This window comes from Microbulbifer marinus (assembly GCF_900107725.1).
In the GTDB taxonomy this organism is placed as follows: domain Bacteria; phylum Pseudomonadota; class Gammaproteobacteria; order Pseudomonadales; family Cellvibrionaceae; genus Microbulbifer; species Microbulbifer marinus.
Map to the genome: position 1 here is coordinate 35,104 of NZ_FNQO01000001.1, position 22,165 is coordinate 57,268.

The following is a 22,165-nucleotide window of genomic DNA, read 5'->3' on the forward strand; positions in this document are numbered from 1 at the left end:
CGGCTATCTGTCAAACAACTTGAGCAGTTTCTTTAGCGGCAGACAGTTGATCACATCCTTCGCTTCCAGCCAGCCGCGGCGCGCCTGGTCTATGCCAAAGCGCATATGTTCGAGGTTGGAGGTGCTGTGCGCGTCGGTAGCGATAGATATCTTGACCCCAAGTTCCTTCGCCATGATGCACCCCTCGTCGGTCAGGTCCAGCCGTTGCGGTTGCGCGTTGAGTTCGACAAAGCAGTCGCGTTCCTTGGCCGCTTCGAGGATTTTCTCCAGGTCGGTTTCGTAGGGGTCGCGCTTGTTGATCAGGCGACCGCTGGGGTGGGCGAGAATATTGAAGTAGGGATTGTCCATCGCGCGCAGTATTCGCTCGGTTTGCTTCTTGCGCGACAGGTCGAATTTCTGGTGCACGGCACAGACGGTGAAGTCGAGCTCCTTCAGCACGTCGTCGGGATAGTCCAGCGAGCCGTCCTCGAGGATATCTACTTCACTGGACTTCAGCAGCACAATGTCGTCGAGCTGCTCATTCAATTTTTCGATCTGCTCAAAATGGGCCAGCAGTTGCTTTTTATCCAGACCGCTGGCGACGGCCAGGCTCTTTGAGTGCTCGGTAATAGCGAGGTACTCGTATCCTAGTTTCGCTGCTGCCTCGGCCATTTCTTTCAGGGTATTGTGGCCGTCGCTGGCCTTGGTATGGGCGTGCAGGTTGCCGCGGATATCTTCCAGTGTGATCAGTTTTGGCAGTTTGCCCTTTCTGGCTGCCTCCAGTTCGCCGCGGTTCTCCCGTAATTCCGGCGGGATATACGGCAGGCCGACTTTATCGTAGACAGACTTCTCGGTTTCACCGGCGATGCGCTTGTCCCCCTCGAAAACGCCATATTCATTGATCTTGTAGCCCCGCTTGATGCCCAGTTTGCGCACGGCGATATTGTGCGCCTTGGAACCGGTAAAATAGTGTTGCGCCGCGCCGTAACTGACCTGGGGCACCACTCGCAGGTCTACCTGCATTCCGGAGCGCAGGTGGACCGTGGAACGAGTTTTGCCCTTGGAAACGACTTCTTCCACTTCCTCGTAGTTGGTGAAGTGATCCATGATCTCGGCACCTTGTTTGGCCGTGATCAGGATATCCAGATCGCCAACAGTCTCCTTGCGTCGGCGGTAGCTGCCGGCAATCATCACATCCTTGATGCCTTCGGCCTTTTGTAGATATTCGAGCAGCGGTTTGGCGATCTCTTCGGCGTCGATCAGCATGGTGCGGGGTGCTTCGCCGGAAAATTTCTCCACCCGCTCTTTGATTTTTTCTTCGCTCTTGTCACCGAAGCCGGCGACCTCGTGGATCTTGCCGCTTTCCGCCGCTTCCTTGAGATCGTCGAGCGTCTTGATATTCAATTCCAGGAACAGGGCCCGGACCCGCTTGGGGCCGAGGCCCTCGATTTTCATCAGCTCGCTGAGCGCGGGCGGGGTGCGCTCTTCCACTTCTTCCAACAGTGGCAGCCTGCCGGTCTCCACCAGCGTCTGAATTTTCTTTGCCAGATCATCGCCAATATCCGGCAGCTCCGTCAGGTCGATTCCGTCTTCCAGCAGGTCCGACATACTGCGCGGATATCCGCGCACGGTGCGCGCGGCATTGCGGTAGGCGCGCACGCGGAAGGGGTTGGCGTCTTCAATTTCCAGCAGGTCGGCGAGCCTGTCGAATTTGTCGGCGATTTCTCTGTTGTGGACGGCCATAGTGTTGTGGCATTGCTGGCGGTAAGCTGATTCAGTATAGGCGAGAGGCTGGTTGCGATTTTCCGCGAGGCTCCGATAGCCCGTGAACGGCCAGTTAATAGGCGCGTTGTGGGCGGGGCCTGTAGTGACTGATAGTGGCCAGCCGGTGACTAGGACTCGTCGAGCAGCTTCCTGAACTCTTTTTCATTGATGACCCGTACGCCCCGCTCCCTGGCCTCGTCGAGCTTGCTTCCGGGATTACTGCCCACTACCAGATAATCTGTCTCGCCACTAACGCTGGAAGTGGCATGCGCGCCCAGAGATTCGACCTTTTCTTTGGCTTGGTCGCGGGTAAGGTCTTCCAGCCCACCGCTAAAAACAAAGGTCTTTCCCTCTAGTGTTTTCTTATCACGCCTGGGCATCGGTTGTACTTCAATGCCACTTGTGTGCATGCGCTCGAGTACCTTGCGGTTGTCTTTTTCGGCAAAAAAACTGGCGATGGCTGACGCAATTTCACTGCCGATGCCGGGTATCTTTTCGATCTCTCGCCGATCGGCAGCCATTACCTTTTGCAGAGTGTGAAATTCTTCCGCCAGCTGTCGCGCCACCCGACGACCCACCAGCGGGATGCCGAGCGCGAACAGAAAACGGTCCAGGCGAGGTGATTTTGCTCCCTGAATGGCTTCATATAGATTTTTGGCTGAGCGCTCGGCAAAGCCGTCCAATTGTTCCAGGTCCTCTGGCTTGAGTGTATAGAGGTCGGCGAGATTGTTAATCAAGTCGCGCTGCACCAGCTGCTCTGCCGCCTTCTCGCCAAGGTGGTCAATATCCATGGCATCGCGGCCTGCGTAGTGTTGTATGCGGCCGATCAGTTGAGCGGCGCAGGACAATCCGGCGGTGCACAGGTAATAGGCGCCATCTTTCACGACCTTGGCTTCGCAAACCGGGCAGTGCTCGGGCATATCGAAGGGAGCGCTGCGTTTCCTGCCCGGCGTCTTGACCCGTTCCTCCACCTCCGGGATCACGTCGCCGGCGCGGATAATGCGCACCCGGTCACCGACGCGGATATCCTTGCTGTGTACCTCGTGCGCATTGTGGAGGGTAGCGCGGCTGACGGTGACGCCTCCCACGTCCACCGGTTGCAGCAGCGCAACCGGGGTGAGTATTCCGGTGCGCCCCACCTGAACCACGATATCCTGCACCTCCGTGATTTCTTTGCGCGGCTCAAATTTCCATGCGAGCGCCCAGCGCGGACTGCGATCGCGATTCCCGAGGCGCTCGCGGAGTTGGTGTTCGTCCACTTTGATGACGATGCCGTCGATTTCGTAGTCCAGGTCGTCGCGCTTGTCGCCTAGTTTGCGGTGGTAATCTTCGATATCCTCTATCGAAGTGGCGGTTTCGTTCAGTGGACTGGTTTTCAGCCCCCAGTCGGCTAGCTGCTTGAGCACCTTGTGGTGGTTAGCCGGCATCTCGCCTTCGAGAGCCAGTATTTCGTAAAAATACACACTCAATGGTTTGCCGGCGGCCTGGCGAGATTCGTACTGGCGCATCAGGCCGGCGGCGGCATTGCGGGGATTGGCAAACGGGTCCTCACCGCGCTCCACCCTTTGGCGGTTCAGTTCGGTAAAGCCCTTCTTTGGCATGAAGACTTCGCCTCGAACCGCGAGGGAGCCTGGCGCGTCGTTGCAGTTTTGCAGTGACAAGGGCAGGGTATGGATGGTCTTCAGATTGCGGGAGATATCTTCGCCGACCTCGCCGTTACCTCTAGTCGCTCCGTACTTGAACCTACCGTGCTCGTAGACGACTTCCACTGACAGACCGTCGAATTTCGGTTCCAGATTAAGCCGGATCGATTGCTTGCCGGCCCTGTCGCGCGCGGTTTTTAGAAAGGCCCGAACATCGGTGTCGTCGAGTGTGGCTTGTAGGCTCTGCAGTGGCGCTTGGTGTTTGATCTTTTCCAGTTGGCTGACCGGCTCGGTGCCGACCCGCTGGGTGGGGGAATCTTCGGTTTTTAATTTTGGAAAGGCGGCTTCCAGATCCTGCAGCCTCTGGAATAGCTTGTCGTAAATCGCATCCGAAATCTTCGGTGAGTCTTTTACGTAGTACAGGTAGTCGTGGTAGTGAATGCCTTCACGCAGCGCACTGGCTTCCTCATCAGCCTCTTCTATATCGACTTGGTCGAGTGAGCGGAAGTTGGTGTCTGGTTTGTCTTTGAAGTTCATACGGGAATTCAGGATTGCCGGGTGACTGTAGTCCTGCATTTACCAACTATAACTACTAAATTGTTCAGCCCTCTCGACCGAAGGAGCTTATCTCGTGAAGAAAGTTGTCTACGCCATCATCATTGTACTTTTGATACTTGCGTTCGGCCGATTGTTCATCAGATCTGCTGATGCACAAGGAGACAGTCTGGATCCAACTTCGCCGAACACGCCGTATTTGCTGCAGCACTGAAGAAATGCGGGGGGGCAGGGATGAGATCAAGGGCCGAGTCTGCGCAGATCCTGTAAGCAGACAGAGGGGCAGGAGCATCCACAATTTTAAATATGGCGCTAATTATAGGGTGCGATCTAGGAGTGTGATCAGCGTAAGCAGGCAAAGCTCAAGATTTGGGAGTGGCAGTTTTGGCGTCACAATCTCTAGCGGATGGTTACGCCGCCTCGGTCTCCGGCGTCGCGGCCATCAGTTCCCGGGCGAAAGCCGCCTCGATCAGCTCCGCCTCCCGGTGGCGCTTGATGCGCTCGAAGAACACCTGGGCCTCGGGGAAGGCCAGCTTCAGGTAGGCGAGCCACTGCTTGATGCGGTTGCCCAGGTACTTGGCCGGGTAGACTTCACGGGTGGTCTGGTAGTAGTCCCACAGCAACTCCGCCACCTGTCGCCACGCCATCGGTGTGTAGTCGTGGCCGGCGCACAGGGCCTTGATCTGCAGCCCCAGATCCGGCCGCGCCAGCAGGCTGCGGCCAAACATAAAGGCACTGCAGCCGGTCACTTCCCGACAGCGCTGGAATTCGGCCACCGTCCAGATATCGCCGTTGGCGATCACCGGGATAGCCAGACGCTGGCGTATCTCCCCGATATATTCCCAGTAGGCCGGCGGCCGGTAGCCGTCCACCTTGGAACGGGCGTGGACCGCCAGCTCATTGGCGCCACCGGCCTCGGCGGCGCGGGCGTTGTCCAGGTAGCTGGACCTGTCGGTATAGCCGAGGCGGATCTTGGCGGTCACCGGGATCTCGTCCGGCACTGCGCGGCGCACTGCGCCGACGATCGCCTCGACGCGGTGCGGGCTCTGCAGCAGGCAGGCGCCGCCGTCGCTGTTGTTGACCGACTTGGCCGGGCAGCCGAAGTTCAGGTCGATGGCCTTGGCGCCGGCGGCGACCGCCCGGATGGCGTTATCGGCCATGGGCTCGGGATTGCCGCCGAGTAGCTGCAGGCGCACGGGTACGCCGCTGGCGGTGGCGGCACCGGTTTCCAGCTCCGGGCACAGGCGAGTGAATACCCGTCGGGGTAACTTGGTATCGGTGACGCGCACGAATTCGGTGACACAGATATCCACGCCGCCGAGCGCAGACAGCAGCGCGCGCAGGTGATGATCAATCACGCCTTCCATCGGGGCCTGGTAGATTCTGGGTAGCAACGAATCTGTCTCTGCGGTCATAAATTGGTGCCTGGGGGCTCTGGCCGAATAGTGGGCGCGTATTCTATCAGTTTGCGGCCGGAGTGGTGTAAAAGTGATCAGATTTACCGTTCAAGTTAAGCCGTCGATATCGCTGTCGTTTAGGCGCAAATTACATCGCCTGTAACAAATAAATTAACCCGTCATTTATATTGTTATCGTTGCGGCTGAAACTAATAAGTGTTTGATTTTAAAAGCAAGTTGTATTGATAATAGCGCCCGCTGTGTACGGATACCCGCCATAAGAATTTGTCAGGAAAATTAATCGAATCGGGTATTGTGGCAGCCGGCTGCGGGCCGATAAACAACCGTAACGCGTATATAAAATCGCATAGCGATACCATTGTGTTGCGGGTGCAAATAAAACCGTTCAGGATGGTCGGTTTTATTGCCTGAATACTTAGGGGAATAAAACAGTGCAAGACACGCTACTTCAACAGGGGCTGGACATCACGCTGTTCGGCATGGGAATTGTATTTTCATTCCTGCTTTTGCTGGTGATCGGCACCGGCATTATGTCCCGCATTATTACCCGCAACTTTCCCGAAGCGGAGCCGGCGGCTCCGACACCCAGCAGCTCAGCCGGTGATGACGCGCGCCTGCGCGCCATTATCAAGGCGGCGATCGAACAGCATCGCAAGAGACGCTAACAACAGCGCAATACTGCTGACCTTCCTCCATTAATTTTGCCGAGAGAGACGACCCATGACTGAGGTTAAAAAGCCACTGGGGATTACCGACGTAGTCCTGCGGGACGCCCACCAGTCACTGTTTGCGACCCGCATGCGACTGGACGACATGCTGCCGATTGCAGAGAAACTCGACAAAGTCGGATTCTGGTCCCTGGAATCCTGGGGCGGTGCCACCTTCGACGCCTGCATTCGTTATCTCGGCGAAGACCCCTGGGAGCGTATTCGCGAACTGAAAAAAGCCATGCCGAATACGCCGCAGCAGATGCTGTTCCGCGGCCAGAATATTCTCGGTTACCGCCATTACGCCGATGACGTGGTGGAGAAATTTGTCGAGCGCGCGGCGGAAAACGGCGTGGACGTATTCCGCGTGTTTGACGCGATGAACGATATGCGCAACCTGCAGACGGCACTGCGCGCCGTGAAGAAGCAGGGCAAACACGCCCAGGGCACCATTTCCTATACCGTCAGCCCGGTGCACACCATGGACCTGTGGGTGGACCTCGGCCGCCAGATCGAAGACATGGGGGCGGACTCCATCGCGATCAAAGATATGGCCGGCCTGCTGCGCCCCTACGAGGGTTACGAGCTGGTGAAAAAGCTGAAGGCTGCGGTGGACATTCCGATCCACATGCAGTGCCACGCTACCACTGGCCTTTCCACTGCCACCGCGCTGAAGTGCGTCGAGGCTGGTATCGACAATATCGATACCGCGATTTCCTCCATGTCGATGACCTACGGCCACAGCCCCACCGAGGCGATGGTGGCGATTCTCGAAGGCACCGACCGCGATACCGGACTGAATATCGAGTTGCTGGAAGAGATCGCGGCCTACTTCCGCGAGGTGCGCAAGAAGTACGCGAAGTTCGAGGGCTCGCTGCGCGGCGTCGACTCGCGCATCCTGGTGGCCCAGGTACCCGGTGGCATGCTGACCAATATGGAAAACCAGCTGCGTGAACAGGGTGCCGGCGATCGCCTGGATGAAGTACTGGAAGAAATTCCGCGGGTACGCGAGGACCTTGGCTTTATTCCGCTGGTGACACCGACCTCCCAGATCGTCGGCACCCAGGCGGTACTGAATGTGCTCACCGGTGAGCGCTACAAGTCCATCTCCAAGGAGACCGCCGCGGTGCTGAAAGGCGAGTACGGTGCGACGCCGGCGGAGGTCAACAAAGAATTGCAGGCGCGCGTGCTGGAAGGCGCAGAGCCCGTCACTTGCCGCCCGGCGGATCTGCTGGAGCCGGAACTCGACAAGCTGACAGCAGAACTGCAGCAAAAGGCCAGCGATGAAAATATCGAGCTGGAAGAGGGTGACCGGGAAATAGATGACGTACTGACTTACGCGCTCTTCCCGCAAATTGGCCTCAAGTTCCTGAAGAACCGCGACAACCCGGATGCCTTCGAACCGGTGCCCACCGGCAATGAGGGCAGTGCGGTGAAGAACGAACAGGGCGAGGAAGTGTATACGGTCACAGTCGAAGGGCAGAAATATACCGTCACGGTTGCCGACGGTGGCGACCTGACCGGCATCGCTCCGGTCAGCGGTTCTGCCACTGCGCCGGCGGCCGCGGGCGCTGCGCCTGCGGCCAGCGGTGGCGAGCCGGTGAAGGCGCCGCTCGCGGGCAATATCTTCAAGGTTCTGGTCAAACCCGGTGACCAGGTCACCGAGGGCCAGACCATTATCGTGCTGGAAGCCATGAAGATGGAAACCGCGGTCAGCGCGCCCCGCGCCGGCAGCGTCACCAGTGTCGCGATCAAAGAAGGCGATTCCGTGGCGGTAGGCGATGCCCTGCTGTCTATCGCGTAACGCAGGGGTAGGAGTCGCACGTGGATAATTTACTAAATCTATGGCAGTCGTCCGGCGCCTATCAGATGGCGCCCGGTCAGTTCGTGATGATTCTTGTCGGCCTTGTCTTGCTGTTCCTGGCCATCCGCAAGAATTTCGAGCCGCTGCTGCTGGTGCCTATCGGTTTCGGCGGCATCCTCGCCAATATACCCGGTGCCGATCTGGCGCTGTCGGCGGCGGAGACGGCACTGGCGTCCGGCGATGCAACCGTACTGGCGCAGCTGGCCCAGATCCTCGGTGTCGAAGGCGCGGATTCCGTATACGCGCTGAAAGAGGCACTGGCCAATGCGTCGGCGGCGGTGCAGACCCAGGCGACCCAGTACGCGCTGGACGCCGGCTTCAACAACGGCATGCTGTATAACTTCTACAACGTCGCCATCGCCTCCGGCGTTGCGCCGCTGGTGATCTTTATGGGCGTCGGTGCCATGACGGATTTCGGTCCGCTGCTGGCCAACCCACGCACGCTGTTCCTCGGTGCGGCGGCTCAGTTTGGTATCTTCGCTACAGTACTCGGTGCGGTGGGTCTGTCCGTGGCGGGCATTATGGATTTCTCCATCGCCGACGCGGCCGCCATCGGTATTATCGGCGGCGCCGACGGCCCCACGGCGATCTACGTTTCCAGCCTGCTGGCCCCAGACCTGCTCGGTGCCATTGCGGTGGCGGCCTACTCCTATATGGCACTGGTGCCGCTGATTCAGCCGCCGATTATGCGTGCGCTGACTACTCCGGAAGAGCGCAAGATCGAGATGGTGCAGCTGCGCCACGTGAGCAAGCGCGAGAAGATCACCTTCCCGCTGTTGCTGCTGATCCTGGTGGCGCTGTTCCTGCCGGACGCGGCACCGCTGCTGGGTATGTTCTGTTTCGGCAACCTGATGCGTGAGTGCGGCGTCGTAGCGCGCCTGTCCGATACGGCGCAGAACGCCCTGATCAACATCACGACCATCTTCCTCGGCCTGTCCGTGGGTTCCAAGCTGGCGGCGGACAAGTTCCTGGACCCGAAGACGCTCGGTATTCTGGCACTGGGTATCGTCGCCTTTGCTATCGGTACCGCTGCCGGTGTACTGATGGCGAAACTGCTGAATGCGGTCAGCAAGCAGAAGATCAACCCGCTGATCGGTTCCGCCGGCGTATCCGCGGTGCCGATGGCGGCACGGGTTTCGAACAAGATCGGCCTGGAGGCCAACCCGCACAACTTCCTGCTGATGCACGCGATGGGCCCGAATGTGGCCGGTGTGATCGGCTCGGCGGTGGCCGCCGGTGTCATGATCACGATGGTGCGCACGATGACCGGCTGATAACCTCAGCGGCCTTGAGTCAATCAAAAAGGGCGAACCGCAGGGTTCGCCCTTTTTTATGTTCGGGAGCAAGTCGGTAAATGCCAGGGTATCTTCCCCTGAAGATAAGGTGCAGAAATTACTTGGGCGCGGAGGGATTGATCAATATGGAAAACCAGAATTTTTCCGTGTCCTGGCTGAACTCATCGGCCCGGTAATCCGCGTATTTCGCCTGCAGTTTCAGCCAGCGGTTAACCTTGAATTCGGCCACTGCGTCGGTTTCATTACCGTAGTCCAGGCCCCCCGTGGTCGAGCGGAAGTTGTGATAGATCAGACCAAAATTGAAGCTGCCCCATTTGAAGCCGCCCTTCACATAGGCGTCGCCGACGCCATCAACGGGAGTGTTGAGGAACTGGTCGGCCCAGCCCTGGAACTTGTGCAGCGTTGCCAGCGGCGTGATGAATGCGGCTTTACCGGTGCCCCCCAGATACTCGTAGCCGCCACCGAAACTGAAGTGTTCAAATTTGACATTGGATTCGGCCAGGAAATAGCGCTCGGTGTAATCCTTGGGGTTATTTTCAATGTCTTTCTGTATGGCCGCCGACAGCCACCAGTCCCAGGCAAAGGATCTTTGTCCACGCGGGCAGGAGCCGTGATAGTGCAGGCCCAGTGTACCAGTGGAAAAGTTTTCGCCGTTGGAGTTGTTGCGCCCACTGTCAAAATCGAACCAGTAGAGATAGGGCACCAGTTCGTGGTTTTCTACCGGTGTATAGGGCAGGCGGACGGGAATAACCGTACCCCTGAGGTCTGCATTGGGGCCATCGGGTCCGAAAACGCGGTTGACGTTCCCTATCCACGCCACGTCGCCACGCCAGCCCTTGGCGTAGTAGCCCATTGAGAACTCCGCGCGCCCGCCATCAAAGGTCTGCTCGTTCTGGCGCCAGCCGACACCGCCGACGAAGCGCTGATTGTCCTGGTTGATACGCTGCCGACCGAGTGTGCCGGTAAACGGTTTGGTCTTGTACTGCACCTGTATCCGGTTCAGGTCCGTATCCGTCGGGTCTGCCACCACCGGGTACTGGGTTTTGCCGTTGACGGTAGAGTTGTAACGCTCGGAGCCGATCGCTGCGATATTGTCCACTTCGACCAGCCCGACCCAGTTGTGCAGCGTGGCAGTGTGCCAGGTCAGGCGGCTGCGCAGGGTGCTGGCATTGGCGTTTTTGGAGAAGTTTTCCTGGTCGACCCGTTCATACCGGTAGCGAAAATCGACGTCCGCGCAGCTGTGCATTATCGCGTCGTTCAGGTCGGTGGCAGTGGCGTGATCGGACCAGGCCGGTTGGCAGAAACAAAACACGCTGAGCACCGGCAGTGTTCCGGTGAGCGCCATCGAGCGGCCGCGGGTAAGACAATTGCGACGGTAATCCATAAACTTGCATCCGCTTCAAGGGCGACCTGGTGCACGGGATCATTCCGAGGCCGTGTTTCGATGACGTGCAGAACTTTCCCAGCAGTGAACGTAACGGGAGTGGCGGGAATTTCGAAGGCAGTGATAGTGTCGAGCAGTATCGGCTGCGCCCGACGGTATTCACCACTCGGGCAACACCCGCTGAGGTAAAAATCTAGTAGTGAAATTCAGTGTTTGCCAGATAGGAACCGCGCGCCAAGCGAAGGCTGACGCCAGTATGGCGGGCCGCCTGGCATGGCCGCTGACTGTTTGCGGGCGATGCAGGAGAAGTCTAACGGCAAGCGGACAGGAATTTAGGATTTCCGGCCGTACTGGTGCGCGAGCCGCCAATGGTGCGTTGAATCGGCCCGCGGCCCTAAAACGCGGCAATCAAGGAGGCGCGGTTCCCTCGCAGCGGGCTGCCATTGCCGGTTATGGTGCCGCGCAATATTTTCATACATGGCATCCGGCCTGAATGGCTACCTTACAGCTTATCTAAACGTAGTTGCTTAAAGATGCAGCCGCTGGACGAAGCGCAGTAGCGGGGAGGGGGGGCGGCATGGGGCGCCGGCGCTGACCAGTGGGCTGAAATGACGGTCGAGTATTTCGAACAGGGCGCGCCGGCTGGCTTCGTGAAATATTTCCGGCGAACCGTGTCTGGTGAAATAATGCGGGAACAGGCGCTCAATATCCTCTGCCGTCCACTCGAGGTGAAACTGCAGGCCGAGAATGTTATCGCCGGCGGAGAATGCCTGGTGAGGGCAGAGCTTGGATTCGGCCAGGCAGCGGGCACCGGCGGGAATGGCGAAGCGGTATCTGTGTGCGTGAAACACCAAGCCGGTTCCCAGCGTCCAGTCCCGCACCGAGGTGACGGGCAACCAGCCGAGCTCCTCTTGCGGCATCTCGATAAGTTCGGCACCGAGGGCGTGGGCAAGAAGTTGTGAGCCGAGGCAGATCCCCAGTACCGGCACGGATTGCTGCAGGACCCGGCCTAACCAGTCGATTTCCCCGGCGAGCCAGGGAAATTCGTCGCAATCGCGCACGTCCATCAGCCCGCCGAGAATTACCAGGCCATCGTAACCACCGCCCGGAAGGATTTCTTTTTTCGGGTCGACAACTACCAGCTCAATATTGCGCGCAGCAGCCCAGTCGGCGATATAGCCGGGGCCCTCGTGCTTTTCGTGTTGTATGACCAGTAGCCGGTTACCCATGGCTATTGCATATCCCCGGTCCTATGAAACTGCATCCTTTCCGTCCTCTTGCGTGGGCCATGGTCGCAGCCCGCTATCTGATCCTGACAGTCATCTTGCCGCTGGGACGCCGGTAGTAGATCCGGTGCTGGTTCCCTCGTGGCCTCACCCGGGTAGCACTTGTCGATAGCAGCCCTTGTCAGGCGCCGATTCTAGCCATACATTAGTGACCAATCGATTCTTGACCGTACGGTATTGATTCCAAAATGGAAATAGAGGATCTGGAGAAGTTCCTGGTTATCGCTGCCACCGAGAACCTGCAGCGCGCGGCAGATCGCCTGGATACCACGGCGGGTGGCCTGAGCAAGTCGTTGCGCCGGCTGGAGACGGCGCTGGACACGCGCCTGTTCGACCGGGTCGGCAAGCAGATCCGGGTCAACGACGCAGGGCGCCGCCTGCAGCGGCGCGCGGCGGAAATCGTCGCCATGGCGCAGCAGACCCGGGCCGAATTTGGTGGCCTGGCCCGCACTCTGGAGTGCCGTGTGGCGGCGCCGGCGATGTTGCAGTTGCAGTGGGCGCGGCGCATTCAGCAGGTGCTGGCGCAGCAACACGAAAACGCGCGCCTCTCCATGACATCGGCTTACGAGTCGCTGGCACTGAAGATGCTGGTGCGCGGCGAAGCGGATTTCGCCTTGGTGACCGACGCCATGACCGCACAGATCCCGAGCGGCATGTCGGTGCGGGCCATCGGTTCCACCACCATGCGCGTTGCCGCGGCGCCATCACATCCACTGGTGGCGGGGCGGAAAGAAAGACCGGTCGAGGTGACCACGACAACGATTCTGCAGTATCCGTTCGCAGCGCCGACGGTTTCCCCGTTTTGTGGCGAAGAACGCGGCATCGGCAGCGACGGCTGGCGCGAGGATGCGCTGCCGCGCAGGATCGGCGCGGTGGTAAATGACTACGGTGTGCTGTGCAGTATGGTGATGGACGGTGAGTTGCTCGCCTACCTGCCGGAACAGTTGCTTGGCGAGATCGGCGCCGTGCGAATCAAGGTGGTTGATTGCCCCTATCATTGCACCGAAAACCTGATCGTCGTCTGGCGTGGCGGCCGCGAGAGCTGGCTGGATCGACTGGTGCCGGCCATCTGAGTGTCTCCCATACTGTTCGGCCTGAATGATTCGGAGGATTTAAGCAATTAATAGATACGCTCGCCCGGTGACCGCGGCTATCGCCAGTTCACTGCAGGTACCAGCGGCGCTACCCAGCGCTCGCCGAGTCCGGTCGGTAGTGGGGATTAGTCGAATGCCTGCTGCCGGCAATTGTGCCTTGTAAAAGCCTGACCGCGCAGTCTAGATATTCCGTTTAGGCGGCGGTGCGCGTGTTATGATAGGCGCGCTTTTTTTCACGTTTTGGGGCGCGGTGCGGCGCTCGGAGGAGTAGATATGTCCTGGCTGGGCGCGGGTATTGGAGCCGGTATCGGTTTGATGTTTGGTGGCCCGATTGGTGCTGCCCTGGGCGCCTGGATCGGCAGTTCTTTCAGCTCCGGATTGCAGCGGGTCGGCGCGGCGGCTGCCGGTCTGAACCGCGACGGGGCGCAGACCATTTTTATCGTCACGCTATTTTCGATGTTGGCCAAGATGGCCAAAGCCGACGGGCAGGTATCGAAGGCGGAAGTCCAGCTGATCGAAGACTTCATGCAGAACAACCTGCGCCTGAGTGCCGAGGATCGCAAGCAGGCGATCAAGATTTTCCAGAATGCCAAGAACGACGGCTACAGCATCTACGACTACGCGCGCCAGTATCAGCAACTGGTGCGCAATCAGGCGATGCGGGAAATGGTGTATCGACTGCTGTTTGCCGTCGCTTACGCGGATGGCGAGCTGCATACCGCGGAAGAGGAAATCCTGCGCCGCATTCCCGCCGATCTGGGCCTGCACGAGTCGATATTTTCCGCTATGCAGGGCGAGTTCGATCACCGCGCGCCGGCATCGTCCAGCAGCCTCAAGCAGCATTACGATGTGCTCGAGTGCACGCCCGAGACCAGCGATCGCGACCTCAAGCTCGCATACCGCCGCAAGGCGGCGGAATTCCACCCGGACAAGATTGCCTCCAAGGGACTTCCGGAAGAGTTTATGCGTTACGCGGAAGACCAGATGAAAAGCGTCACTGTTGCCTACGATACTATCGTCGAAGCGCGCAAGCGCAAGGCGACTGTGGCGTCCTGAGCCGTTTGAAGAGCTGAATTTGCCGAGAGTTTTTTATGAGCCTTGCAGAAAAAATTGAAGAGAAACTGACCGCTGCATTTGCCCCGCAGCATATAGAAGTACAGTGCGAGAGCCATATGCACAATGTGCCGGCGGGATCGGAAATGCATTTTCGCGTAGTGCTGGTCAGCGATGCGTTTAGCTCACTGCGCAAGGTTCAGCGCCACCAGAAGGTCTATGCGGCGCTTGCCGAGGAAATGGCCGGTCCGATCCATGCGCTCGCACTACACACCTTCAGCCCTGATGAATGGCAAGGTGCGGCAGCGCAGAGCCCGCAATGTCTTGGCGGTGGTAAAAAATAATTTCTCCCGGTCGGTTATTGCGCCGATTTATTCCCCCTCAAAAAAGCTCGCCGAATTCTCGGCGGGCCTCCCAGACGCGCAGTCTATCTGCTATCGCAGTATTCATTCTCCTACGGTCGCGCAATTTCCCTGCGCAGTAAGAGAGCTCTGCCGCCAAAACAATAATTAGCGTGCCGAACTCGCAGGAAGGTTCTTTTTTTACGCCAATAATTGGTTTTTTTTTCTACAACGGATATTTCACGCGACTAGACTGATCAATGATTGAGCAGGTTGCTGTTTGACCTGCTGAATGTCTAAATGGAGTTAGCAAATGAAGATGACGCGTGTTTTAGTCCCCGCTTTGGCGCCTCTGGCTCTGGCGGTATCTGGTGTAGCGTCCGCAGGGCCTTCTGGATATGCCCCGCCTCCGCCTCCGCCCGAGAAACAGGAATTCATTGTCCGTGTGGGCGGTTCCTATGTCAGTCCGAGACAGGATCAAGTTACCTTTACGGATGAGCGCCTCGATTTCTTTGATATTCGTTCATTCCGGGGAAACATCGATCCCGATGAAGAGTGGGGTTGGTTTGTCAACTTTGAGTGGAAGGCAACAGATCACTGGGGCGTTGAGCTCAACTATACCGACGGTGGCACCCATAGTGGCGGCAGAGCTCGGCGGGCACTTGAGTTTTTGTTGCCCGGTGTAACGATAGGAAACCTCGCCGAATTCGAGCCCGAAATTACCACGTTAATGATGAAGTGGTATCCGCTGGATCCGTCCTGCCTGATACAGCCCTATGCCGGTTTTGGTATCAACTATACGGATTTCGGCAGTGAAAAATTCAAGGGCTGGAGACGCAGTGCGCTGCGGGAAGCTGGCTTCAGAAGTAGGCTGAACATGGGGTACTCCTGGGGCTACGCCGCGCAGTTCGGTGTGGACTTCAATTTTGGCCACGACAGCAGCTGGCTGGTGAATGCCGCAGCAATCTATACACAATCGCAATCTGATGTGCGATTCGAGCTTATCGAAATAGAGCCTGTGGCGGTACCACTGGACGATCGGATTGTAGAAGCCTTCTCCGGCGACTATATGTATGATCCGTGGATCTTTAACCTGGGTGTCGGTTACAAATTCTCTTTCTGAATTGTTAAATCGATACTCGTTAGAGGGCGCTTCGGCGCCCTTTTTTATTGCGCGATTGATGAGCCAAAGATTTCGTGACTTTGCAGAATTTTTCACTGCGTTAGTTCTGGCGGCAAAAGTGTGTATTCGTGCTTGATATAGGTGCAGCAAACAGTGGGGAAATTTCGCCGGAGTAGATGGTTGTTTGTCCCGCCGCTGATGTCTCTTTTTGCGCCTGACAAATTACGCGCCAATAAAAAATATCACGCGCCAAATTTACGCAAAAGTTCCAAATTACAGGTCCGGATCTGGGTGTTTTTTCTACAAGCGTTTCTCTTCGTGTCTAGACTGAAAAATGATTGGGTTGATTGCTGTTGAATTAGCCGAATATCAATGGAGTTATGACTTATGAAAATGACGCGCATTCTGGCACCTATGGCACTAGCAGTTTCCTCTGCTGTAGTTTCCGTCGCGGCATCCGCCGGTCCATCCGGCTATGCCCCGCCTCCGCCTGCCGCAACGCCGGCAGTCTATGAGGCAGGCACCGTGATGCTGCGGCTCGGTGCGTCTTGGGTAGATCCGGATGACGACTCCGGCCGCTGGAGATACAACCGGGATCTGTTCCCGGAGTTCGAGGGGCTCGGATACCGCATCGATGATGATACCGGCTGGAACTTCTCCGTGGGTTTCATGCCGATAGACCACTTCTCGATTGAGCTGGGGTATATCGGTACCACCGAGCACGATGTCGACTGGACCGGCTTGTTACAGCCTGTGCTTCCGGCAATCGGACCGGAGTTTGAACCCTTGGACGGCAGGCTCCGTGTCGGTAGTGTCGATCGCCAGACCGGTACTCTGTTCCTGAACTGGTTCCCGGTGTGCAAGGAGTCCTGGATACAGCCGTATGTTGGTCTTGGAGCCATTTACACCGACTTCGACAACCTCAGATTCAGAACCACCGCCAATGACTATTTGTCGGATCTGAATGAGGTGATTACCGGGCCGGCCACGATGTACTTCGAGGACGACTGGGGCTGGGGTGCCCAGTTCGGTGTTGACATCATGTTCGGACGCGACAGCAACTGGCTGGTTAACCTCGCGGGCCAATACCATGACGTGGATACGGTAACGGATCTGCATTATGCATTTCCCCGTGAACTAGAGCCGGGAACTTTCGTCCGTGCCGCGCGCAGACAGCTTGATCTGGATGCCTGGGTATGGAACCTCGGTATCGGTTACAAGTTCTGATCGCCGGATAATCTGTCCGTGGAAAAAGGCGCTTCGGCGCCTTTTTTCATGGGCCAGAGCGACATCGGCAAGGTAGCTGTCGGCTTCCCGTTTTTCCGCCGGTTGGTAATTTTCTGCTGGTCAATGGCGATTGAAGCTGGTTGCCAGTATCTTTTTGGGGAGTGAACGCTGGGCTGTCTCTTAATAAATCTCATGGCCGGTTTTGTGCCACTTTTTCGAAGTTTACCCACTATCCATATCGTCTTTTCAGTCTTTTCTCGAATCCGCCATCTCTCAATGTCTAGAATGAAATGTGACGAGTTGCTGTTGGATGTTCGCTCAATAAATGGATTTCTCGGTTATGGAAAGGACGCAAATACTGGTACCTCTGGCATTGACTGCGCTCTCTGCCTCGCTGCCTGTTACCGGAGTGGCGCAACCTGCCGATGTTGGCGTGTCATCGCCGGAGGTGCTTCCGGCTGTCTATAGCGCTGGAACCGTGATGGTGCGTGTTGGCGCCTCGTATATCGAGCCCGATGACGATACCGGCAAGTGGCGCTTCAATCGGAATGTCTACCCATTTCTGGATGGGCTCAGATACGACATCGACAGCGAAACCACCTGGAACGTGACGGCCGGCTTCATGCCGATCGACCACTTCTCGGTGGAGGTCGGCTATATCGGCAATTCCGAACACGATGTGGATTTATTTGGCCTGCAAAGTCCTTTCGAACGAGACAGAATCAAGGCAGGAGATATCGAACGGCGTACCGGGCTGCTGATGTTCAACTGGTTTCCAGTCTGTATCGAATCCTGGGTGCAGCCATACGTGGGTATCGGCGGCCACTACACGGACTTCGATAATGTGAGATTCAGTTTCGACGCCAATGATTACTTTGCCCTGGTGTCGGACGGCATTGGTCAGGCGAGATTGTTTGTCGAAGATACCTGGGGATGGGCGGGTCAGCTCGGTGTTGACGTCATGTTCGGGCGCGACAGCAACTGGCTGGTCAATGTCGCAGTTCAGTATCTGGATGTCGAGTTCGATGCCGACCTGCATTTTACGGTTCCCAGTGAAATCGATCCCAGGCTCTTCGTTAATGCGGCCAGAACAGATGTGGAGTTCGACCCGTGGATCTACAACCTCGGTATCGGCTATAAGTTCTGATTGCCAGTCATTCGCTGACAGAATCCATGCGTGAATATCAGGTTCGCGCGCACTCGAATGGTCCGGCGCGCGCTTCGGTTGCGTGGCTGAACTTCTTTGCGCCCCGCATGGGGGAATACACCGTACCGAATAGTCCAGGATTCCAGGCCCTAAACATGACCTCACCCGTCGTCGCCAATAACCTGCCCAAGCGTGTGCACCTGGAGGCGGGCAAAGCCTACTTCTTCTGTGTCTGTGGTCGCTCCGCCACACAGCCATTCTGCGACGGCAGCCACAAGGACACGGACCTGAAACCGCTGAGGTTCACCGTGGAGGAGAGCGGTGATTTCTGGCTGTGTTGCTGCAAGCACACCGAGAACCGCCCCTTCTGCGACGGTCACCACAACCAGTTCACGCCGGCGGATGTGGGGCAGGAGAGGGCGCTGTAATAAGCGGTAATCGGACTGCAGTCGCCTCCCGCCACACTTGTGATACCATCGTCCCTTGCCGCGCCACGCACGGAAGCAGTGGTAGTGCTTGCCAATAACGATATAACGATGACACGGGCTATTAGGGATGAAACGGGCATTTACCTTCTGGGGACTGCTGTGGCTCTGCCTGTGCGGCAGCGTCTACGGGGAAACCCTCACAGTCACCCCGGATCTGCAACCAACATCACTGACACCGGTCCTGCGCCTGCTGGAAGACAGTAGCGGCGAGCTGGATTTTGCCCAGCTGCAGACACCGGAATACCAGGCCAGGCTGACAGCCTGGGACCAGCCCGCGGCCAACTTCGGCTACTCCCGCTCCGCCTACTGGGTGTCCTTCACCCTGCGCAACCCCACCGAACAGCCGCTGACACTGCTGATCCGGCAGGATTACCCGCTGATCGATTACCTGGATTTTTGGGCCCGGGACGACAGCGGCAACTGGGTCAAGACCGCCACCGGCGACCGTCTGCCCTTTGCCAGTCGGCCGCTGAATCTGCGGGAATTCATGTTCCCGGTCACACTGCCCGCGCAGAGCGAGCGCAGCTTTTACCTGCGCTTTGCCTCCCAGGGCGCGTTGAATATCGGCTTGTCCGTCAGTAGCGAGACTGCCTACCTATCCAAACTGGAAGTCGAACAGCTGTTCCTGGGTATCTACTACGGCGGCTTCCTGGTGCTGGTGATCTACAACCTGTTCCTGTTTATGGCGGTGCGGGACCGGGCCTATGTCTATTACATGGGCTATGTGCTCAGCTACGGCCTCTACTTCGGTGCGCTGAACGGTGTCTCTTTCCAGTTTGTCTGGCCTGACAATCCCTGGCTCGCCAATGAAAGCCTGGTGTTCATGCTGGGGCTGACGCTGATATCGGGCGTCCAGTTCGGGCGCGAGATCTGTGCCGGCAGACAGCTGGCGCCGCGCACTGACCGGCTTGCGCGCCTGCTGCTGTACATCATGATACCGCTGACGGTTATTGCCCCCTTCGTCAGTTATCGGTTGATGGTCACCGCCTTCACGATATTCGCGCTGATTACCAGTGTGCTGCTGATGGTGATGGGGGCGATCAGTCTGCTGCGGGGTTCAATCTCGGCGCGCTACTTTATGGTGGGCTGGGTCGCGCTGCTCGCCAGTGTCGTTGTTTATGTATTCAAGACCTTCGGCTGGCTGCCCCACAACCCTTTCACCCACAACGCGTTTCAGGTGGCCGCGCTGATCGAGATGGTGCTGCTGTCGCTGGCACTGGGGGCGCGGGTCAACGAGATCCGCAAGCGCGGCTACATCGACGAGCTGTCCCACCTGTACAACCGTCGTTATTTCGAGGAACAGCTGCCGCGGGAATTCAGCTTCGCCGTGCACTCGTCGACGCCGCTGTCGCTGTTGATGCTCGACCTGGACCACTTCAAGGCCATCAATGACCATTACGGCCACCGCCAGGGCGACCGCGCCATCCGCGCCATCGGCGACCTGGTGCTGAAGCAGGTACGCAAACCGGTGCTGCCCTGCCGCTACGGCGGCGAGGAATTCGCGATATTGCTGCCGCGCACCAGCGAGGAGCAGGCGGCGGTCATTGCGCAGCGCCTGGTGCGCAGGGTGGCGGAGCTGGATCTGTACGAGATGCCACTGACAGTCAGTATCGGCGTAGCCAGCCTGGAGCGCGGCAACTTCGATGCGGCACTGCAGCTGTTCGAGGCCGCGGATATGGCGCTGTACCGGGCCAAGCAGCAGGGCCGTAACCGGGTCGTGGTGAGTGCGCCGGAGGTCGGGCAGGCAGATGCCGGCGCAGTGACAAAAAGGCGGGAACCCGCGCAGGTTCAATAATCGCGGTTATCCAAAATTGCGTGACGTGGCGCTACCCGAACGCTCGCTTTCCTTTCTGTTATTTTTCGGGCTCCGGCACATTCTCCGAAGAAAAGTTACACGCCAATTTATCCCTATTGTTCTACTCAAGCTATGGCATTAATCGCTCGAAGCGGAGATAGTTACTCCGCCCTTATTGGCGCCAAAGGAATAGCGCCATCGTCGAAATTTCTCGGTTTTTTAACTGCAAAATCGGGGTTTTGACGCGTTTAAAAAAAACAAACAGAGGAATGTTGCCGTGCCCATCTTTGCCTACCAGTCCCTGAACTCCAACTCCAGTACCGAACACGGCATCAGCGCCTCGAACTCGCAGCATTTCACCCGTATGACCCACGACTCCATCGCCGCGAACAGCAGCCGCTGGATGCTGAGCATGCCCACCGCCGACGGCGTTGCGCCGCATGTGCCGGTGCACGGCCCCGCCGAGCTGTTGTCGACAGCCCAGCAGGGTTACATGGCCAAGGGGCGGCACGACGATGCCAGCTTCCTGGCGATGGTACAGGGCAAGGCTCGCCAGACCCACCAGCAGCTGATCCGCGCGCTGGGCGGTTGCGATCTGCTCGTGTACGGCGAACTGGACGGTAGCCACAGTGCGTGGAACTCCATGCAGCAGAACGCCGGCCAGCTGTTTTCCGTCTCCTCGGCCAGCAAGGCGTGCAACTGTTTCAGCGTGCACGCCGCCAACAACAGCCAGCACCGCGCCCTGGGTGAGGGCTTTGGCTGGGTTGCCATCAGGACCGGTAACGTCAATGCGGTATTCGTTCATGTGCCCAATGCCATCGCCAAGAGTGAATCCGCCGCGGTGGATTTCTACAAGGGGATCAACAACCACCTGCTGCACCTGGGGGCGGGGCAGATCGATATCATTATGGGCGATACCAACCAGCCGAGTAACGGCTTCACCCAGCGGATCCTCGGCAGGGCGGTGGGGCAGGCCTTCGCCGATGCGCACCCGGGCGCCACCATCCAGCCCTATGATTCCTACCAGCGCAGCTTCGGCGGGACTAACAGTACCGGCAGTCGCAAGTACGATGTGGCCGTGTACAACACCGCGACCGTGGGGGTGGACAACATGGTCTACCTATCCCAGTGCACGCCGGTATCCGGCCAGAACGGCAGCAGTGCCGCGGCGGTTACCGATCACATGGGCATTGGTATCGAGGTGGTGAAATGATCCACCGGAATCATCACGCTTGATGGCTTATCCTGTTCGCCGAGTAAATGGATAGCAGGGCAGGCAAGTGATGAGTCATACGGCGGATCAAGATCCTCAGGCGGCACAGCACCGCAAATTCCTCGCCCGCGCACTGGAGCTGGCGCGCGACAATGTCGTGCACGAGGGCGGTCGCCCGTTCGGCGCGGTGCTGGTGCGCGATGGCGAAATTATCGCCGAGGGCGTCAACACCATTCATATCAACGGCGACCTCACCGGCCACGCGGAACTCGAAGCCATGCGCCGCGCCACCATCGAGGCGGGCGAACCGCGCCTTGATGGCTGCACTATCTACGCCAGCGGCCACCCGTGCCCGATGTGCCTGTCGGCCATGTATCTGGCTGGCGTCAGCGCCGTCTACTACGCCTGCTCACAGGAAGACGGCGAGCCCTACGGCCTCTCCAGCGCCGACATCTACCGTGAACTCACGCTGCCGGCGCCGCAGCGCCAATTACAAATGGAATATCTACCGCTCGCCGAAGGGCCTGCGCTGTACCGGGACTGGCAGGCGCGCAAGGATCGAGAATAAGTACCCGGTAATGTGCAGTGTGAATAGCCGTTTTGGTTACTGAATATTGAAAGTCGTTAGGGGTAACAGGGCGTCAGTCACAAGCTGGTATATGTTGATAGAGCAACTGGCCCATTCTAATTGTGCAATACGGTTGGAAGCTTGTCGTATTGTGCGTTTTCTCGGAGAACGCGTTGCCGGTTATTGTGTAAATAATAAATAATACGCAGTTTGCTATTGTG

At 58.0% G+C, this 22,165-nt stretch carries 19 protein-coding genes; 14 read left to right on the top strand and 5 right to left on the bottom strand.

All coding sequences use genetic code 11. From position 1 onward, the window contains the following. Positions 1 to 3 precede the first annotated feature (3 nt). The 3 genes from polX to BLW36_RS00160 all read right to left on the bottom strand — a co-directional run bounded on the left by polX (position 4) and on the right by BLW36_RS00160 (position 5,356). Positions 4 to 1,722, bottom strand: coding sequence for a DNA polymerase/3'-5' exonuclease PolX (gene polX / locus BLW36_RS00150; protein ID WP_091383771.1), 1,719 nt, complete (start codon positions 1,720 to 1,722; stop codon positions 4 to 6). Between the two features lie 149 nt (positions 1,723 to 1,871). After that, a complete protein-coding gene (gene ligA, locus BLW36_RS00155) occupies positions 1,872 to 3,962 on the bottom strand; it encodes an NAD-dependent DNA ligase LigA (protein WP_091383773.1) in 2,091 nt (696 codons plus the stop codon). A gap of 389 nt (positions 3,963 to 4,351) precedes the next feature. Further along, complete coding sequence (locus tag BLW36_RS00160; RefSeq protein WP_091383774.1) at positions 4,352 to 5,356, bottom strand: tRNA dihydrouridine synthase; 1,005 nt, start codon at positions 5,354 to 5,356, stop codon at positions 4,352 to 4,354. Positions 5,357 to 5,790: 434 nt separating this feature from the next. Here BLW36_RS00160 and BLW36_RS00165 point away from each other — a divergent pair, with 434 nt between their 5' ends. Genes BLW36_RS00165 through BLW36_RS00175 form a run of 3 tightly spaced genes read left to right on the top strand, consistent with a single transcriptional unit; the run spans position 5,791 to position 9,204 of the window. Further along, positions 5,791 to 6,024: an OadG family protein gene (locus BLW36_RS00165; RefSeq protein WP_091383776.1), complete on the top strand. Its 234-nt coding sequence runs from the start codon at positions 5,791 to 5,793 to the stop codon at positions 6,022 to 6,024. A gap of 55 nt (positions 6,025 to 6,079) precedes the next feature. Next, entirely contained in the window at positions 6,080 to 7,870 is a 1,791-nt protein-coding gene (oadA, locus tag BLW36_RS00170) for a sodium-extruding oxaloacetate decarboxylase subunit alpha (protein ID WP_091383778.1), read from the top strand. Positions 7,871 to 7,890: 20 nt separating this feature from the next. Further along, positions 7,891 to 9,204 carry a sodium ion-translocating decarboxylase subunit beta gene (locus BLW36_RS00175; RefSeq protein ID WP_091383780.1) on the top strand — a complete coding sequence of 438 codons (1,314 nt, stop codon included), beginning with the start codon at positions 7,891 to 7,893 and terminating at the stop codon, positions 9,202 to 9,204. 118 nt (positions 9,205 to 9,322) lie between these two features. Here the strand turns inward: BLW36_RS00175 and BLW36_RS00180 are convergent, their stop codons facing one another. Together BLW36_RS00180 and BLW36_RS00185 are read right to left on the bottom strand one after the other, a co-directional pair. After that, on the bottom strand, positions 9,323 to 10,609 hold the full coding sequence (locus tag BLW36_RS00180) for an alginate export family protein (protein ID WP_091383782.1): 1,287 nt from the start codon (positions 10,607 to 10,609) through the stop codon (positions 9,323 to 9,325). Between the two features lie 527 nt (positions 10,610 to 11,136). Beyond that, on the bottom strand, positions 11,137 to 11,838 hold the full coding sequence (locus BLW36_RS00185) for a type 1 glutamine amidotransferase (protein ID WP_091383783.1): 702 nt from the start codon (positions 11,836 to 11,838) through the stop codon (positions 11,137 to 11,139). 245 nt (positions 11,839 to 12,083) lie between these two features. Here BLW36_RS00185 and BLW36_RS00190 point away from each other — a divergent pair, with 245 nt between their 5' ends. The 11 genes from BLW36_RS00190 to BLW36_RS00235 all read left to right on the top strand — a co-directional run bounded on the left by BLW36_RS00190 (position 12,084) and on the right by BLW36_RS00235 (position 21,944). After that, positions 12,084 to 12,968: a LysR family transcriptional regulator gene (locus BLW36_RS00190; protein WP_091383785.1), complete on the top strand. Its 885-nt coding sequence runs from the start codon at positions 12,084 to 12,086 to the stop codon at positions 12,966 to 12,968. Between the two features lie 294 nt (positions 12,969 to 13,262). Further along, positions 13,263 to 14,045 carry a co-chaperone DjlA gene (gene djlA / locus BLW36_RS00195; RefSeq protein ID WP_091383787.1) on the top strand — a complete coding sequence of 261 codons (783 nt, stop codon included), beginning with the start codon at positions 13,263 to 13,265 and terminating at the stop codon, positions 14,043 to 14,045. A 35-nt stretch (positions 14,046 to 14,080) separates the two neighbouring features. Beyond that, positions 14,081 to 14,386: a BolA family protein gene (locus tag BLW36_RS00200; protein ID WP_091383788.1), complete on the top strand. Its 306-nt coding sequence runs from the start codon at positions 14,081 to 14,083 to the stop codon at positions 14,384 to 14,386. 310 nt (positions 14,387 to 14,696) lie between these two features. Then, positions 14,697 to 15,506 (top strand): OmpW/AlkL family protein, encoded by an 810-nt coding sequence (locus tag BLW36_RS00205; RefSeq protein WP_091383790.1) that lies wholly within the window; start codon positions 14,697 to 14,699, stop codon positions 15,504 to 15,506. A 414-nt stretch (positions 15,507 to 15,920) separates the two neighbouring features. Next, positions 15,921 to 16,733: an OmpW/AlkL family protein gene (locus BLW36_RS00210; RefSeq protein ID WP_425286745.1), complete on the top strand. Its 813-nt coding sequence runs from the start codon at positions 15,921 to 15,923 to the stop codon at positions 16,731 to 16,733. 18 nt (positions 16,734 to 16,751) lie between these two features. Continuing rightward, positions 16,752 to 16,898 carry a hypothetical protein gene (locus BLW36_RS17295; RefSeq protein ID WP_170833070.1) on the top strand — a complete coding sequence of 49 codons (147 nt, stop codon included), beginning with the start codon at positions 16,752 to 16,754 and terminating at the stop codon, positions 16,896 to 16,898. A 175-nt stretch (positions 16,899 to 17,073) separates the two neighbouring features. Next, complete coding sequence (locus tag BLW36_RS00215) at positions 17,074 to 17,880, top strand: OmpW/AlkL family protein (protein WP_170833071.1); 807 nt, start codon at positions 17,074 to 17,076, stop codon at positions 17,878 to 17,880. A gap of 26 nt (positions 17,881 to 17,906) precedes the next feature. Further along, positions 17,907 to 18,308, top strand: a complete 402-nt coding sequence (locus BLW36_RS00220; RefSeq protein ID WP_211567152.1) for a CDGSH iron-sulfur domain-containing protein — start codon at positions 17,907 to 17,909, stop codon at positions 18,306 to 18,308. Positions 18,309 to 18,435: 127 nt separating this feature from the next. After that, positions 18,436 to 20,163 carry a diguanylate cyclase gene (locus tag BLW36_RS00225; protein WP_091383796.1) on the top strand — a complete coding sequence of 576 codons (1,728 nt, stop codon included), beginning with the start codon at positions 18,436 to 18,438 and terminating at the stop codon, positions 20,161 to 20,163. Positions 20,164 to 20,440: 277 nt separating this feature from the next. Then, a complete protein-coding gene (locus BLW36_RS00230; protein WP_091383798.1) occupies positions 20,441 to 21,376 on the top strand; it encodes a hypothetical protein in 936 nt (311 codons plus the stop codon). Between the two features lie 70 nt (positions 21,377 to 21,446). Beyond that, positions 21,447 to 21,944 carry a nucleoside deaminase gene (locus BLW36_RS00235; RefSeq protein WP_091383800.1) on the top strand — a complete coding sequence of 166 codons (498 nt, stop codon included), beginning with the start codon at positions 21,447 to 21,449 and terminating at the stop codon, positions 21,942 to 21,944. The last annotated feature ends 221 nt before the right edge of the window (positions 21,945 to 22,165 follow it).

Coding starts and splice junctions, on each gene's coding strand:
- BLW36_RS00210 (WP_425286745.1), top strand. CDS start 15,921: ATGGCACTAGCAGTTTCCTCTGCTGTAGTTTCCGTCGCGGCATCCGCC.
- BLW36_RS00160 (WP_091383774.1), bottom strand. CDS start 5,356: ATGACCGCAGAGACAGATTCGTTGCTACCCAGAATCTACCAGGCCCCG.
- BLW36_RS00235 (WP_091383800.1), top strand. CDS start 21,447: ATGAGTCATACGGCGGATCAAGATCCTCAGGCGGCACAGCACCGCAAA.
- polX (WP_091383771.1), bottom strand. CDS start 1,722: ATGGCCGTCCACAACAGAGAAATCGCCGACAAATTCGACAGGCTCGCC.
- BLW36_RS00215 (WP_170833071.1), top strand. CDS start 17,074: ATGGAAAGGACGCAAATACTGGTACCTCTGGCATTGACTGCGCTCTCT.
- ligA (WP_091383773.1), bottom strand. CDS start 3,962: ATGCAGGACTACAGTCACCCGGCAATCCTGAATTCCCGTATGAACTTC.
- BLW36_RS00225 (WP_091383796.1), top strand. CDS start 18,436: ATGAAACGGGCATTTACCTTCTGGGGACTGCTGTGGCTCTGCCTGTGC.
- BLW36_RS00190 (WP_091383785.1), top strand. CDS start 12,084: ATGGAAATAGAGGATCTGGAGAAGTTCCTGGTTATCGCTGCCACCGAG.
- djlA (WP_091383787.1), top strand. CDS start 13,263: ATGTCCTGGCTGGGCGCGGGTATTGGAGCCGGTATCGGTTTGATGTTT.
- BLW36_RS00205 (WP_091383790.1), top strand. CDS start 14,697: ATGAAGATGACGCGTGTTTTAGTCCCCGCTTTGGCGCCTCTGGCTCTG.
- BLW36_RS00200 (WP_091383788.1), top strand. CDS start 14,081: ATGAGCCTTGCAGAAAAAATTGAAGAGAAACTGACCGCTGCATTTGCC.
- oadA (WP_091383778.1), top strand. CDS start 6,080: ATGACTGAGGTTAAAAAGCCACTGGGGATTACCGACGTAGTCCTGCGG.
- BLW36_RS00180 (WP_091383782.1), bottom strand. CDS start 10,609: ATGGATTACCGTCGCAATTGTCTTACCCGCGGCCGCTCGATGGCGCTC.
- BLW36_RS00185 (WP_091383783.1), bottom strand. CDS start 11,838: ATGGGTAACCGGCTACTGGTCATACAACACGAAAAGCACGAGGGCCCC.
- BLW36_RS00220 (WP_211567152.1), top strand. CDS start 17,907: ATGCGTGAATATCAGGTTCGCGCGCACTCGAATGGTCCGGCGCGCGCT.